The organism is Streptococcus sp. Marseille-Q6379, assembly GCF_965119505.1.
Window position 1 is genome coordinate 1,028,006 of record NZ_CBCPLV010000001.1, and the last position, 16,527, is coordinate 1,044,532.

Below are 16,527 nucleotides of genomic sequence, written 5' to 3' on the forward strand. Positions count from 1 at the left end.
CAAGAGAAGGGAAGATTGACAAATCAACTAAAAAACAGCCTCGCAAGGCTGTTAAGTCATTATTATTGTGGTGGATTATTGAACTGGTTGAAAGGAAATTCTACTTTTGTGGGTTGACAAAACAAAACCAACAGTACGATATCACCTATAACAGGCGCATAGCTTAAGAAAATCAATGCCCAATGAAAACCAGCATCACGCAAGCGACGCACCTGAAGGGCAATAGATGGAATATAGTTAGCAAAGAAATATAGCATTGCAAGCAAATACAATAATATAAAAATAATATGATAATGACTATTCGGACTATCAAAAACAGTTACAACTATAACTATGCTAAATAAAATGATAGTTACTATAGTATTTGCTAAAACTGCCAACCAATAATCTGAGCGGCTTGAACGTCCCGTAAAATCGAAATAGCCCATCCAATACTTCTTATAAGCTTTAAACATGGCAAAATCTCCTCATTCTTGATACCACCAGTATATCAGAAGGCCTGTCGTCTAGCAAACCAACTTAAAAAAGCTCCTTCATGGAGCTTGATGGTTTATTCTCTAACTTGTCCTTGTCCGTTAATATAGAACTTGGTTGAGGTTAAGGCCTCAAGTCCCATTGGACCACGAGCGTGCATTTTCTGAGTTGAAATTCCGATTTCAGCACCTAGTCCAAAGACGAATCCATCTGTGAAGCGGGTTGAAGCATTAACATAGACAGCTGCAGCGTCAACATCGTCTTGGAATTGCTCAGCACGACTAATATCCTGAGTCACGATAGCCTCTGAATGCGATGTCGTGTAAGTATTAATCCAACCAATAGCCTCGTCAAGGCTGTCTACCACTTTAACTGACATGATATAATCAAGAAACTCTGTCGCAAAATCTTCAGGTGAAGCGGGTACAGCTTTTTCCATAAGTTTCAAAGCCCTTTCATCCGCACGGAACTCAACAGACTGAATTTTTGAAATAGCTTTTTCCAAGTTAGGCAGGAACTCTTCTACAATATCAGCATGAACGACGAGAGATTCTGCCGCATTACACACACTTGGTCGTTGAGTCTTGGCATTGATGACAATCTGTGTCGCCATATCTAAGTTAGCATATTTATCCACATAAATATGACAGTTACCAACACCCGTTTCAATGACTGGAACCTTGGCTTTTTCTTTAACCGTTTGGATGAGACGAGCTCCACCACGAGGGATGAGCAAGTCTACATACTTAGTCGCCGCCATGAGTTCTTCTGCTACCTCATGAGAGGTATCTTCAACCAGCTGAACGGCATCTGCTGTGATACCCGCATTTTCCAAAGCCTTACGAGCTACTGTAACCAAGGCCTTGTTGGAATTGATGGCATCACGTCCTCCACGAAGAATAATGGCATTATTGGTTTTAAAGGCAAGGCTAAAGGCATCGATTGAGACATTGGGACGGCTCTCAAAAATCATAGCGATAACACCCATAGGAACACGCTTTTGAATGATTTTGAGACCATCCAGATTCGTATAGCCACGAACTACTTGACCGATTGGGTCCTGAAGATCTGCCACCTGACGGACACCCTCAGCAATCCCTGCGATACGGTCTTCCGTTAAGAGCAAGCGATCTTGCATAATCTCTGAAATACCATTTTCCTTGGCATTGGCCATATCCTTAGCATTTTCAGCGATAATATAGGCACTCTCAGCTACTAGAGCTTTAGCTACCTGATTTAGAAGGTCATTTTTAGCTGCTGTTGATAATTTAGCAATCTGACGACCCGCCACTTTGGCCTGCTGGCCCAATGTATCAATATGTGTCATATTAGTCCTCCTGTTTAAAGAGTGTACCGATTTTGGCTCCTTCTAGGACACGAAGAATGTCACGCGGATTTTCACCATTCATTAAAACCATTTGGCTTTGATTTTCAAAAACCATCTGGGCTGACTTAATCTTACTCATCATACCACCCGTACCAAATTTACTACCAGCACCACCAGCTGAGGCTAGAATTTCCTCTGTAATCTCTGGTACATAGCTACGAAGGGTTGCATCTTCATAGACATTTGGGTTCTTATCGAAGAGCCCATCAATATCTGACAACATAATGAGTAGGTCAGCACCAACAATCTTAGCTACGATAGCTGACAAGCGGTCGTTGTCCCCAAATTTAGTCGCATGGTCCATTTCATCTACGCTGACAGCATCATTTTCATTAACAACTGGAACAACTCCAAGCTCAAAGAGGCTTTCAAAGGCATTGATGGCATTGGCCAAACTCTCAGGATACTCGACCACATCACGGGTCAAAAGAAGCTGAGATACCTTGGTTTGGTAATGTGAAAAGACCTGAGAATAAAGGCTCATCATGGCCACCTGCCCTACACTTGAGACAGCCTGTTGCTTACCAACCTCTGCTGGGCGCTTCTCAAGATCTAGGACATTAAGACCAAATCCCATAGCCCCAGAGGATACGAGGACAACCTCAATTCCTTTATTATGTAAGCTAGAAATCACAAAAGCTAGCTGATCGATTTTTTCAAGATTAATTTTCCCTGAAGGCAAAACCAGGGAGCTAGTCCCGATTTTGATAACTAGGCGTTTTACTGAGTCAAAATTTCGTTTCATGTTTATGATTATACACTAAATTCAGGTATTTTAACATATATAATGCATAAGTTTACATATTAAAGATTTTCAGTAAGTCAAAACCACCCGTGAGAACGGGTGGCTTGCTCTTCGGCTGAAAGCCTCTGCTACCGGCCGAGGCCTAAAGGCCTACCGAATGGTTTCCCTTCAGCACCACCTTTGCTAGCTGACCCGTCTAGCGGGTCTCTTTAAGATTACTTTCTTTTATTCTTCTCACCTGTAAACGGATCATACTCCTCAAATAGACTTAGCTGATCTGCTATCACGTCTTCTTGTAATTGATTACGAATATATTCTTCAATTCGCTTCTGATTTCGTCCAACCGTATCAACATAAAACCCTCGACACCAAAATTTGCGATTCCCATATTTATACTTTAAATTAGCGTGTCGATCAAATATCATTAAGCTACTTTTGCCCTTTAAATATCCCATAAATGAGGAAATACTTAGTTTCGGTGGTATACTCACCAACATGTGAATATGGTCTGGGCAAGCTTCTGCTTCATGAATTTCAACACCTTTTCTTTCGCATAATAATCGTAAGATTTGACCAATACTTGCTTTGTATTTCCCATAAATTATCTGACGTCGATATTTGGGTGCGAACACAATATGATACTTACAATTCCATGTAGTATGTGCTAAACTATTATTATCCTGTCTCATCAGGGGTCCTCCTTTTGTATATTAGTTAGCGGTCGGGAAACCTTATCTAATATAACACTTTAGGGGGACTTTTTTGATACATCGCTAAAAGCTTTTCGGAACCACTAGCACAGCTAGTGGTTTTCGTGAGACAAGAAAAAGAATCCCTCCAATCGGAGAGACTCTTTAAACAGTTTGTTCTAGGCAAAAAATATGGCTCTAATACGTTTCCAACGTCTGCGGTCAACAAAGAGATAAACGATTAGGGCAATTAAAGCTATAAGCCCAGATACTATAGCGTTGACTACTAGGGCAATCCAGAACTTACTTGCAAAGAAGACAATACCTCCTAGCAAGGCAGCGATGAAAATTGTAAGAATAAAGATACCCATATAGAGCCACTGTCCGCCACCCCGATTGAAGAGCTGAGTGACTTCCTGCCAATTCACTTCCAATAATTTAAGGTCACGTTCAAAGAAATAGCCACCTACAAGATAGGTTGTTACGAGAAAACCAAGAGCGAAACTTGCCACCAAAATAGGATGGAGATGTGCAAGGAATATTAAACCAAGTCCTCCTAGTAAGAGGGATACACCGACTTGCAAGCCATAGAAAATCCAAAACTTTTGACGAAGATAGTCACCCGTATTGATTGGCAGGCTACGGATAAAGTCAAAGTTTGTTCCCTCTAAGGAAGTTGCCACCCCAAGAAAACTTGTTGGTTGCGCTGAAAAGAAACCAAAGGCAATTCCGACTAAAAGCATGAGCCCGAAATAGTCTGGACCTAAATCTTTCAAAAAGAACGCACCTCCGCCCAGCATGATCATATATAATACTGGTACCACATAGGTATTGATAATGAGGGTTGAGTTTCCCAAAGTAGATAAATGATGGCGAACCAAGACCTGTCTTTGACTTCGAGTAACAACTTTTACCTGAGTCTTTCTAGCCTTTTTGTTATAAATGGCTTCGTGGAAATAACGAGGCATTCTGACTTTATAAAACCAAAGACCCAAGATAAGCACTGAGATAAGAGGAAGATAAAAATTTAGTAGAGCCTCCGGAGATAGAGGAGCAGCTACCACATCATAGTAACCTCTTAGATAAGGCAACAAAGGAAAATCGATATGTCCAGCACCCTTAACATAACCATTAAGAAAACCAACCATCATGATAGGGAACATAATCAATAGGGTTGACAGGGTCATCAAAATAGTCGAATAGAGCTTTTGACGAGAACTGCGAACAATCAGCGTTCCAACACTATTAGACAGAATCACTGAAAAAACGAGATTGATAAAGAGAGAAACGATAAAGGATAGAAACCCCACGACTATCCCCAGCGGGCCAATAAATTGCCAGTAAGCTAGAATGAGAAGACTAAGGATAGGTACCATGAAGGTCATCCCAACCATAGAACCTGACAAGGTCTTGGCCAAAAAGACTTCTGATGGCTTTAAGGGAAGAGGCAGATAAGCCTTGCTATCCTTACTATCGTAAAAGGTACTATAGAGAGCCGTAAAAGTCTGGAGAAGCCCCATGACTGAAAATGTCAAAAGATAGAGGGTTAAGACTCCAGGATTGGCCTTATAATCGACACCTACAAAAAGATAGCTATAAACAACCGTAAAAATAATTAAAATCAAGAGTTGTTGTCTAAGCATGGCATTAACGATGGAGAAATTAGCCTTTTTCTTTTTCTCCTGACGTTTCTGTAGGTTAGTTACTGCTTGAGGATTTGCATAGAGGAGATTGATTTTAAAAAGCTCCCAAACATGGTTCCAGTTCATGACTACACCTCCTCGATCTTACGTCCAGCCATTTCCAGATAAATGGTTTCCAAATCCTTGTCAGGGTACTGAGACTTAAGTTCAGCTAGAGACCCTTGGAAGATGAGTTTTCCTTTCTTCAAAATAGCAATACGATCACAGAGCTGCTCAGCTACACTTAGAACGTGGGTTGAAAAGAGCACACTATTACCCTCCTTAGCATGGTTACGCATGGCTTCTTTCAAATCATAAGATGCCTGTGGATCCAGACCAGTCAAAGGCTCATCCAAAACCCAAATCTGCGGATTAACCAGAAGAGCACCGATAACGACAACCTTCTGACGCATACCGTGAGAGAAGGAAGAAATGAGGTTATAGCGACTTTCCGTCAAGTCAAAGGTAGCCATGAGATTAATCAAACGTTCCTCAACCTGACTAGCTTCCAAATCATAGATACGTGTCAAAAAGTACCAATAGTCATTAGCAGTTAAATTTAGAAATAAGTCTGGTGAATCTGGCACATAAGCGATTTTTTTCTTGATAGCATCACGATGTTGGCTGAGGGCCATATCATCGACATAAACTTCACCGTAGCTAGCTTCAATGATAGACGTCAAAATGGAAATAGTTGTGGTCTTACCAGCCCCATTGTGACCAATCAGACCAAAAATCTCCCCATCTCGAATCTCGAGGTTAAGATCTGAGAGAGCATCCTTATCTTCATAACGTTTCGTTACGTGTTCAAAACGAATCATCTTTTATCCTTTCTTGAGAATCTATTTAACAATAGCCTCATTTTACACTTTATATTAGATTGTAAATTAGAGTTGTTGCCTTGTTTTTTATGAACAATACTCTAATAATATCGGCGATAGTTTTAGATAAGGCTATTTCCTTACCTTCTCATTTATTGTATCATTTCAAAGGTACAATTTCAATAAAACGTTTGTAAAAACGAGACAATTTTGCATTCGGTCTTTGATAATGCTAAACTTATAGTATTTAAAACAAATAGGAGGAAAATCACTGGTGCCAACTGGAATTATCATCAACTCGCTATCAATTATCCTAGGAGGAATCGCTGGAGGTCTCTTTGGCGACTATCTTAGAGAAGACTTCAAGGAGAATCTTAACCTTATCTTTGGCCTAGCCTCTATGGTTATGGGGATTAGCGCTATTATGAATATGGTTAATATGCCTGCGGTTATCTTTGCAGTAGTTATCGGTACCATCGTTGGGCTGGCCCTAAAATTTGGAAACCTCATCAACAAGGGAGCTGGGCTTATGGAAAAAGGCTTGTCCAAGATTACACCAAGCAAGCAAACAGGGTTAGCTCACGATGAATTTTATGCGCAGCTCTTGACAGTTATCGTCCTTTTTTGTGCAAGTGGTACAGGAATTTACGGGAGTCTTGAGTCTGGGATGACAGGCGATGCTTCTATCTTAATTTCTAAATCTATCCTAGATTTCTTTACGGCTATGATTTTCTCTTGTAGTCTAGGCTACATCGTCTCCATGATTGCCATTCCACAATTTATCGTTTTCTTCCTCCTCTTTGTGAGTGCTGGTTTCATTCTCCCTCTAACAACAAAAGCCATGATTGGAGACTTTAAGGCTTGCGGGGGCTTCCTCATGATTGCGACCGGTTTTCGTATTATGAAACTGCGTCAATTCCCAACAGCAGATATGATTCCAGCCATGATTCTGGTTATGCCTATTTCCTGGGCCTGGGTCAATTGGGTGGTTCCTTTGATTAGTTGATATTAGGATTAAAATAAATCATAACCACCCGTCTAACGGGTGGTTTGAGCAAGGGCTATAAGCCCATAATACCAGCCAGCGCCTAAAGACGCTGGCTTTCACTTTGTTCAAGCCTTATTGCTTTTGACTCGTCACAAGCCTCTCAAAGAGGCATTCGCATTACTTACCATTATCCCTAAAGGGATTTTCATATTCTTTAACGCTTAATTTATCCAAAGCGATATCATGCTTCTCTTGTTCCTGAATATATTTCTTAATTGTGGATTCATTAAGTCCTACCGTACTTACATAATAACCTTCTGCCCAAAAATGTCTGTTACCAAATTTATATTTTAAATTAGCGTGTTTATCAAACATCATCAATGCACTTTTACCTTTTAAATATCCCATAAAACTAGCTACACTCATTCGTGGTGGAATACTTACTAGCATATGAACATGATCTGGCATTAAGTGGCCTTCTATGACTTCAACGCCTTTATATTGGCATAGTCTATGAAAAATCTCTCCCAGACTACTCCTATATTGATTATAGATTATTTTTCGTCTATACTTAGGTGTAAATACAATGTGGTACTTACACATCCATTTTGTATGTGATAAACTGTGAGCTTTTTGCGCCATAGTCTTAACTCCTTTCGTTTTACAATTGGCTTGAACACCTATATTGTAACTCGTTTGGAGTTTTTTTGTTATGACGGTATAACCTTCAATGCGCACCCGCATAGCGGGTGGTTTATTTGTTCCGCACCTTCGGAGCGAAACGGACTTAAAGTCACATAAACTAAAACCGTCAGTCTCATGCTGACGGTTTTTGTCTCTATTTATTGCTATTATGGATTCTAACTATTAAAAACTAGTAATGTTTGTGGCGATTAATTCTAATTTTTCTAACCTTGTTTAGACTAAGATGAGTTTGTTATAATAGCCCTTGTAGGCCTAAGCAACCTACAAGATACTTTTTTTCATAACTATTTCCATCCTCTAATATTTTAAGGAACTTACAATACTGATGGAAATCTATCGAAAAGACTGGTGTGTGCACACCGGTCTTTTTTGGTGGGATTAAGACACAAAAAACCACTCTTTCACTATGAAAGAATGGTTAGGCTAGAGCTTATACTTCTACGACTTCCAAGTCTTTTCCACCTAGGAGAATAAGGTATTTATCAATCTTATCTATTTGATAGGCTTGGCTGAGTGCTTTAGCATAGAGGCTCATTTGCCCTTTGTAACGTTCCTTAAGTTCACTAGGATGAGTGAAGCGGTCCGTCTTATAGTCAAAGAGGACAATACGGTCTTCAAGAAGAAGGTAGCCATCGATGATACCACGGACGACAAAATCTTCTTTACTAGCGGGATCTTCTGCCAACATAGCGAATGGTGCTTCACGACGCAACTTACCACGGTTAGCTAGAATGAGCTTCCCAAGTTCGGTGTCAAAGAAGCCTAGTAGCTTTTCTAACTGCACACGCGCCTTGACTTGATCATCTGCCGATACCCGACTCAAGGCCTGTGTTAAACCTTGGAGGGTCACCTTGTCAGAAAGAATCAAGCGTTGCATGAGTTCATGGGTAGCTGAACCAACTGCAGCTCCAGTGACCTTAGTTTTTTGCCCAAAATCTGGAAGTTCAAAGCTAGTGGATGTCTCAAGAGGTTGCACTTCCTCTTTCTTGTCCATAATATCCACCCCTTCGGTATCCATGACAGGTTCGTAGAAGGCTTTGAGCTGGCTCGGCGTACGCACAGATGGAAGGTCAATCGCTGGTGCATAAAGCTGGTTGAGTTTTTCAACACTTTCTAAGACAGTTAGAGCACGCTTAATGTCTTCCGTCTGGCGATTGTTAGATAAATCATCAGCATCTACTGCTGCTTTAACTTCAACCTGACCAATAGCCTCTGGCGTCAACTCCTCAGCCTCAACAAAGCGAACAGTAAACTTGAGATCCTTTCTCATAAAGGCGGTATCCAAAGCCATAACCCAATCCTGATAAGTAGCGATTTGGTCACGGAGAGCTACTGATAGGCGATTATTTTCGACATCCGTGCCAAATTGCTGGGTTAACTTTTCCTTACTACCCTTACCAACCAGGTAGAGTTTTTTCTCTGCACGTGTCATTGCAACATAGAGCAGACGCATCTCTTCTGAGATACTCGCCCTGCGCTCTTCCCTACGATTTTCCTGGAAGGTTAAGGTCTCAAGAACAACATTTAACTTGGGCAAATTGGTGTTTATCTGATCTTTGAGGTCAGCTAGGTACTTAATTCCAAGCCCTTTTTCACGATTGATAATATACTTACCACTTAGTCCATCCCTACTGTGACCAATGAACTTGCGATTCATCTGCAAGACAAAAACATACTTGAATTCTAGCCCCTTGGACTTGTGAATCGTCATAAGGCTAACGGCATTTTTAGGAACCAAGTCTGTCACTTCCTCTAGGTCGTTACCGCTAGAAATGATCTTATCAATCATACCAATAAAACGAGAAAGTCCCTTAAAACCAGTCTTTTCATAGGCATTAGCACGCAAGGCAAGGGCGTAGAGATTGGCCTGACGTTGCTCAGCTCGTGGAAGACTGCCAACATAATCATAATAGAAACGATCGTCGTAAATCTTCCAAATGAGGTCGTAGAGCGAGTGCCACTTACTGTAATCACGCCAATCTGACAGAGTCTCAGTGAAAAGAGTCAACTTGGCATCAAGTCCTTGTGTGACAACTTCCGGATAAAGCCCTGTTTTAGTGCAAGCTACAAGAAGCTTGTCATAGAATTGTCCTTCGTCAGCCTGGACAGCAATACGAGCCAAATCATCCTCGTTGAAATTAAACATCGGTGAACGAAGGAGGGCAACGAGAGCATAGTCATTAAGAGGATTATTGATGGCACGAAGGGTATCCAACATAATCATAACTTCTAGCGACTCTAGGTAGCTTGACTTGTACTCGTCAGGAACCAAAGGAATTCCGTGCTCCTCGAAGCTTGCCATCAAGTCCAGATAGGTGTTGCGGGTTGGTGCTAGGAGGGTAATGTCCTCAAAACGTACACCCTGCTTATGAAGGTTGATAATTTCTTTGATAACCAAGGAAATCTCACCACTACTGATAGGTTGACCAGCACCTTCTTCGTCAGGAGTCACACTTGCTTCATCACTATTGTAAATCAGAACCTCAGTCTCATTTTCAGGATGGGGCTCTTTTTGCTTCTCGCTACCTGCTACCAACATGTGTGTCTTGTCATAGCGGATATCTCCGATTTCCTGATCCATGAGGTGGCTGAAAACACCATTAGTCGCATCAAGAACCTCAGATTGGCTACGGAAGTTCTCTTTAAGGAGAATCAGCTTACCTGCATCTGGATTTTCAAGGAAGAGCTGGAACTTGCCATTAAAAATCTGAGGATCCGCCTGACGGAAACGATAGATGGATTGCTTGATATCTCCCACCATGAATCGGTTGTGACCGTTAGAGAGGAGCTCCAACATGCGTTCTTGGGTATGGCTATTGTCCTGATACTCATCTACCATTACTTCATGGTAACGGTCACGGTAGCTGGCTGCCACCTCTGGATTTTCCTCCAAAATACGGATGGCAAAGTGGGCAATATCTGAGAATTCAAAGGCATTTTCCTGAATCTTGGCCTGTAAATACTGGTCTGAAAAATCAAGCACAAAGGCCTGAAGCAGCTCTAACAGAGGTAGGATGTCATCATTATGCTTGGTCAAAACCTCGAGGACCGTTAGTTGGGTATCAATCTCACGCAGCTGGGCCACAAACTCATTTTTGGTCTTGTTGTAAGATTCCTTGTAGGCCTTGAGTTCCTCGTCTTTAGGACGGGTCATATTTGTCAAGCCAGTCCCTCCTGACAGAGTCAAGAGTTGTTTGAGCAAGTCCTCCATATCGGTTTGGTCATTGGCCAAGGCTCCCTCCAGAAGGCTAATGGCATCTGACACATTATTCAGATACTTGGCCTTGGCAAATTCACGCTGAGCTAGGCCTAAATGGTCTCTTAAGAAGGCTAAGAAATCAGCCAACAAGCCATCTTTGAGACCCTCTAAAAGCTCAACTTTAGCCTTGTCTGGCTTGGCATCCGTCTGCCCTTTTAAGAGATTCTGACGTAGCCATTTTTCAGGACCTGCAGTAGCCTGAGAAAAGTTATAGACATCGTAAACTAGATCACGGAAGGCCTTACTAGTCTTACCATTTCCAGCGAAGTTGCGGACCAATTTTTGGAAAAGCTGGGCATCCTTGGCTTGCATGTAATCGTTGAAGAGATCAACATAAACCTCATTTTTCATGAGTGTCTGCTCAGCAGGATCTGTCATGATGCGAAAAATAGGTGACACACCCAGGAGATAGCCATACTGATTGACCAATTTCTGGGTGAAGGCATCCATGGTTCCAATATCAGCCGTCCCAATCTTGGCAATCTGGTCTGAAAGAAAGGCACGCTCTTCATCCGTCTCAACTTGTCCCAACTGCTCTGTCAGACGCTTTTCCAGACGCTCTTTTAACTCACCTGCAGCCTTTACCGTAAAGGTTGAGATAAAGAGTTGGTCAATACCAACGCCACGTCCAATCATATCAAGGATACGCTCAACCATGACAAAGGTTTTTCCTGATCCGGCCGAAGCTGACACAAGAATATTGCTACCATTACTGTAAATGGCCTCAATTTGCTCAGGTGTTAGCTTGCGTTCCTTGTCAGAAGCTGCTTCTTGGGCAATGCGTTCCTTAATCTCTGTTGGACTTAAAAAAGCTTTAGTCAACATGGTTGTCCTCCTGGTCTTTTTTGTCTGCTTTTACAGCTTGATCAGTGACTGGAAAGGGGATGATATTTTCAGCAACTTGCATCTGATTCTTGTCCTCGTCTTTTGTCATCAGCTCCAAATAGGCTTCCTTCTTGCCCTTACTTGGTAAACGCAAGAGTTTACGAGCCTGTCCCATGTGGCGGTCGGCCTCAAAATGAGTAATAGCCTTGATTTGATCCCCTTGAACAGACTTGCCATCCTCGGTATAAGGATTGACCGCAAAATTCCCACTTCGAATAATCTCAGCAGCATCTGTAAAGAGCTTAATATTGTAGTCTAACAAGGTTTCTAGGTCCTCCTTGTCATAGGTGACAGTCTTTTGTAAATCATAGTTTCCACCAGCCAGATGCTCTGTTTCTGAAGCTACAAAGAGCCCCTTATAGGTCAATTCCTTATTAGCCTGAGCTGCTAGCTTATCCAGACCAAACTGGACTAGGTTAAGTTGTGGATCCTGCATGTGGAGATACATGGCACCAAAAAGCTGGTCAGCATCGACCTTATAGGTTTGTCGAAGGGCCTCAAGATAGGTCACCAATTGCGGACTGAGGCCATTGTAGAATTTCTGAATGTCAAAGACATTTTTACCTGATTTGTAGTCAACGACACCCAGAGCCCCATCCGTTAAACGGTCCACACGGTCAATAATCCCTGTAATCTTGATGCTATTTGCTAAAAGCAAGTCAAACTTGGCTTCCTCACGCTCAACTTTAACGGCCGCATTGTCACGCAAAACACTGGCAGTTGAACGGGCGATATCTTCCAAGATCTGACGAGACAAGCGACTCTCTTGGTCCTCGGTATAGAGAATTTCAAAAGGTTGTTCCTGATTGGTCTGAGCAATAGCCTTTTCCAATTTATCATCGAAGTTTTCTGACGAAGAATCACCCATCACACGCTCAAAGACACGGTGCAAGTATGTCCCGTGGTGTCGGGCATCTGGATGGATGGACTCCAACTCTTCAAGTCCCAAAACATAACGCAAGAAATAAAGATATTGGTTGTTATAGAAGGTCGTCAGAGCCGAAGCTGATAATTTTAGTGGTTCTTCCCCCGGAAAGACCAGTTGCATGACCTGATTATCCACCTTGGTCGTCGTCACATCGTCAATCACATTTGGAATCAAGACTTGGTCCTTATCAAGTCGCTTACGGAGATAACGCACAGCAACTGACCAGAACGTCTGCGTTTCCTTATCTAAATCAGCATCTAGATGGCTGCTGTTAAGGGCAATAACAGTCGATAGGAGGTCCTTGTAGTTCCCAATCTGGTCACCCTTAGCCTCGAAACGATTACGTCCCTTTTCAACCAAAGGAAGACCAAGGTCAAGAAGTTCCTTCAAATAAACCGATATGTCATCCTGCGTCTCATTGAGAATTTGTGGCTGACTAAGCACCAATTGTTCACTAGCCGCATTGAAAAGCGACATAGCCACAAAATGCCCCCGCTGACTATTGCTCTGCGTGACAATATCCAAACTTCTATGCTCATCCGTCGCCTCATTGATACGACTGCGTTCCTCGTCAGACAGGAGACTCTTATTTTGCCCTACCTTTGGAAAATGTGACTGGGTCATTCCCAAGGCAAAAACATAAGGAGCTGAATGTGGTTGAATCAAATCGTATTTCTTCACATTGACCACATCAACAGTGGCTGGAACCGTACGGTAATCACAGGCCAACATTCCCGAACGCAAAATGGACAAAAAGTCGTCCACTGACAGCGTTTCTTCTCCAAAAATAGTCTCAACCTGCTCCAAGAGTTGGGTGAAAGACTTCCAGACCTGTTCATTCTGCTCTTTTTCAGCTTCACTGGCCTTGACAGTCAAAGCAGCCATCTGATTTGGCACTTGTACAGCCCCTAAAAAGACCGCAAGTTTCTTAAGCAGACTAGAACCCTTTTGTTTGCGACTGTTAAGCAACTTGTCCAAGGGCTCTACCAGTTGTGAGCGCAAGGCATTAAGCTGGTCTAAATCATACTTATCACGACTATTGGCCGTAAAATCAGACAAGAACTTGTGACGCCCCTTGATATCTGCAAAATTGACATAATACTCAAAAAGGTCTAAGTCCTCTTGAGTAAAACCGCCATAAAGACCTGATTTTACAAGATTAAGCAAATCCTCAGCACGATAATTATAGCGCTTGATACGCTCTAGCGAATCCACAAACTGCACCAAAGGATGGCTAGACATGGTTTCTTCCTTACCGAAATAATAGGGAATATCAAATTTTCGGAAAATCTGACCCACCTGAAGCTTATAACTCTCCTCATCACCAAGCAGGACCAAGATATCCTTGTAGCGCTTGCCATCCGCCAGCAACTGACGAATACTCTTGGCAACCTGAGCCACTTCTTCCTTTTGGTTGACCACTTCCCAGACCTGCAAGGCTTGCTTGTCTTGATCAGTAACCTTCTCATCTACCGTACTAAAATCATGACGGCTCTCCAAAAGACGACTAATACGTGCAAAAGAAGGATCGCCCTCTTTGTCTGTCGTCACGTAGTCAGGTGTCACCTTATAGGTCTGAGCCAAAGTCCTCAAAAAATCCACTGAAGCCTGATAAACATTGCCATAAACAAAGTTAGCCTTATAAGCTTTTTGACTGGCATAAGTCCCAATGACAATCTGGTGGCACTTATCATTCAAGAGTGCAACCAGTGCTTCCTCCTCGGCAGAGAAACGCGTAAAGCCATCAATGACCAAAACCGTGTTACTCAAGGCCTTATCGAGGTGACCTGAGGTAATCTCCTTGAAGAAGGCACTGAGTTTGGATTGATTGTCGAAATCTCCCGCCAACAAGAGATCCTGAGCCGCACTGAAAATCCTTACCAAATCCTCTTGTTTCTCCGCCTGATCCAAATGCTGCAAATCCAGAACTGTCATATTAGCCTGCTGCAACTCTTTGTAAAGGTCCACCAATTGATTAATAAAGTTACTATCCTTGCGTAAACGACCATAAACCTTGAGCTCATCATCGCCCATATGTGACAAGACCTTATAAAAAATCATGGCCAGACCAGTATCATCCAGCTGAGTTTTCGGATTACTCGTATTGAGAATAAAGTACCTAGCCATCTGAGTAAAACGAGTTACCGTAATCTCAAAGGACGCTGACTGAGGCAGGTATTCCAAGACCTTACGCTCCTTCTCAAATGATAGGGCATTAGGGGCAATATAAAAGACCCTCTTTCCCTTTTGAGCATAGCTAGTCGCCTGCTCCGTCAGAATTTCAGTTAAATCCTGAGACATATCCGTATAAAGTAATTTCATAAGACGTCCCTTTCTTGTCTCTACACCAGTCGTTAGGCTAAGCAATCGCCATTCACCTAGCGCTAAGAACCACTAATCCTTGCTATTATAACACAGAATGAAGTAACAATCAGACTCCTCCCTCACCCCTTCCTCCTCCGATGTACTAAGCTTCGGACATAAGCATAAGCTCAACAGCAAAGAGCCCTACTTTATGGATCTGTAACGAAAAAAAGAGCCAAATCCTTTGATTCAGCTCTATATATTTATTTAAAAATCAATTCCTGTTTGAAGAGGTAATCACCACTGCTTGTAATCAGATTGGCATCACTATACTTCCTAAGAATATCCTTGGCTGAGTGAAGGTTAAGACCAGAGGTCTTCTTCTGATTTTCTTCCTGCATAATGGCATCAAGGTCAACTTTTTCTTCTTGCGTCCTATTTTCCATGACGAAATGGTAACTCCCATCCTTATCATGACGATGAAAACTAAAATTGATTTGACTGGCAGGCACCTGCTTACTCTCATCAATCGCATTACTAAAGAAAATGGACACCAGCAAGGTCAAGTCAACCACGTTCATGGTAAAGCCTGAAATCTCCTCAGGAATATCACAAGTCACTGGAATATTACTACGTTTAGCCTCCATCATACGAGCCGAAAGAAGACTACGTAAGGGCAAGGATTGAATATTTTCTAGCTTAGGATTATCAATGACACGGAAACGTTCAAACTCCTTGGCACTCTCTCTAAGAACATTCTGATACACCTGTTCAGCAAGAGCCTCTTCCTGGTCACGCACTTCCTCTGAAAATTGTTCCACAACCGTCTGATAAGACTGTCTGTATTGTAACAATTCATTGTAGAGAAGATCAATCTTTTGGTTGGCCTTGGTCAAACTATTCAAATGCCGTTTTTCCTCCATGGCCAAACTCTCTTCCAAATACTGCCTAGACAGTTGATTAAGATGAGCAACTAGGAAAATAAAGGCCACTGCAGACAAGAGAACCCCTAACATACGAAGTCTCAATTCCAAATCTAAAGAATAACCAGGTAACCAGTCATCTAAATTCATACTGAGAAAGATTCCCAATAAATAAGTAGCCATGGCTAAGGCAGCTCTTCTAGAAATCTGGAGGTTATGGAAAGAGTCATCACTATAGACCTTCCAACGCTTCAAATCCAAGCCCAAGAAACGGTCAAAAACAAAATAAAGTGGCAAAATCAAACCGTAAGATAAGAGATAGAAAAGTGCATTAGACCCTACCTCAGCTACAGGGAGATTTAAGAGAAGGGGAATAAAGAAGAGTCCCAATAAACGATAAAGCAAATCTGATGTCACCACTGGAAACAAGGTATGAAAAGCATACTGCGTTACCGTCCAAGTCTTTCCTTTAGCCAGAATAGCCAAAACCATCAGAATAAAGACATCAGCAATCATGTTCATACTCTTAATATTATACTGAAGAACCACATCTAGCAGGGCTAAGGTCAGAAACACCGTCCAGGAGATACGAATGTCTGTCATTCGTTTGAAAATAGCACAGTTTATCGTCAGCGTTATAATAATCTGAATGGCTAGAAAGGCATCTGTATTATAGAGATTTAAAAAATTTATTCCCAAAAACGACTCAAACATCGAATCTCCTTTCTATATATTTT

General features: G+C 42.0%; 11 protein-coding genes. 1 reads left to right on the plus strand and 10 read right to left on the minus strand.

The window, feature by feature from the left end:
- Nucleotides 1-62: 62 nt before the first annotated feature.
- The 6 genes from ACWPVZ_RS05135 to ACWPVZ_RS05160 form a co-directional block, all read right to left on the minus strand.
- Nucleotides 63-455, minus strand: a complete 393-nt coding sequence (locus ACWPVZ_RS05135) for a DUF805 domain-containing protein (RefSeq protein WP_021146440.1) — start codon at nucleotides 453-455, stop codon at nucleotides 63-65.
- 95 nt (nucleotides 456-550) lie between these two features.
- A complete protein-coding gene (locus ACWPVZ_RS05140; protein ID WP_021146441.1) occupies nucleotides 551-1,801 on the minus strand; it encodes a glutamate-5-semialdehyde dehydrogenase in 1,251 nt (416 codons plus the stop codon).
- Nucleotide 1,802: 1 nt separating this feature from the next.
- The gene (gene proB / locus ACWPVZ_RS05145) at nucleotides 1,803-2,606 is read right to left on the minus strand and encodes a glutamate 5-kinase (protein ID WP_021146442.1); all 804 of its coding nucleotides are present in this window, start codon (nucleotides 2,604-2,606) and stop codon (nucleotides 1,803-1,805) included.
- Between the two features lie 215 nt (nucleotides 2,607-2,821).
- Nucleotides 2,822-3,295, minus strand: a complete 474-nt coding sequence (gene tnpA / locus ACWPVZ_RS05150) for an IS200/IS605 family transposase (RefSeq protein WP_002891962.1) — start codon at nucleotides 3,293-3,295, stop codon at nucleotides 2,822-2,824.
- Nucleotides 3,296-3,474: 179 nt separating this feature from the next.
- Entirely contained in the window at nucleotides 3,475-5,064 is a 1,590-nt protein-coding gene (locus ACWPVZ_RS05155; protein WP_021146443.1) for a DUF4231 domain-containing protein, read from the minus strand.
- 2 nt (nucleotides 5,065-5,066) lie between these two features.
- A complete protein-coding gene (locus tag ACWPVZ_RS05160) occupies nucleotides 5,067-5,798 on the minus strand; it encodes an ABC transporter ATP-binding protein (RefSeq protein WP_155198283.1) in 732 nt (243 codons plus the stop codon).
- Between the two features lie 274 nt (nucleotides 5,799-6,072).
- Here ACWPVZ_RS05160 and ACWPVZ_RS05165 point away from each other — a divergent pair, with 274 nt between their 5' ends.
- A complete protein-coding gene (locus ACWPVZ_RS05165) occupies nucleotides 6,073-6,804 on the plus strand; it encodes a DUF554 domain-containing protein (protein WP_173018052.1) in 732 nt (243 codons plus the stop codon).
- Between the two features lie 159 nt (nucleotides 6,805-6,963).
- Here ACWPVZ_RS05165 and tnpA (ACWPVZ_RS05170) read toward each other — a convergent pair whose 3' ends face one another.
- The 4 genes from tnpA (ACWPVZ_RS05170) to ACWPVZ_RS05185 all read right to left on the minus strand — a co-directional run bounded on the left by tnpA (ACWPVZ_RS05170) (nucleotide 6,964) and on the right by ACWPVZ_RS05185 (nucleotide 16,504).
- Nucleotides 6,964-7,428: an IS200/IS605 family transposase gene (tnpA, locus tag ACWPVZ_RS05170; RefSeq protein WP_414341212.1), complete on the minus strand. Its 465-nt coding sequence runs from the start codon at nucleotides 7,426-7,428 to the stop codon at nucleotides 6,964-6,966.
- A 493-nt stretch (nucleotides 7,429-7,921) separates the two neighbouring features.
- Nucleotides 7,922-11,575, minus strand: coding sequence for a helicase-exonuclease AddAB subunit AddA (addA, locus tag ACWPVZ_RS05175; RefSeq protein WP_454381229.1), 3,654 nt, complete (start codon nucleotides 11,573-11,575; stop codon nucleotides 7,922-7,924).
- Nucleotides 11,565-14,885, minus strand: a complete 3,321-nt coding sequence (gene rexB / locus ACWPVZ_RS05180; protein ID WP_414341208.1) for an ATP-dependent nuclease subunit B — start codon at nucleotides 14,883-14,885, stop codon at nucleotides 11,565-11,567. The genes addA and rexB overlap by 11 nt, the downstream gene beginning before the upstream one ends.
- Before the next feature lie 245 nt (nucleotides 14,886-15,130).
- Nucleotides 15,131-16,504 carry a GHKL domain-containing protein gene (locus tag ACWPVZ_RS05185; protein WP_073686189.1) on the minus strand — a complete coding sequence of 458 codons (1,374 nt, stop codon included), beginning with the start codon at nucleotides 16,502-16,504 and terminating at the stop codon, nucleotides 15,131-15,133.
- Between the last annotated feature and the right edge of the window lie 23 nt (nucleotides 16,505-16,527).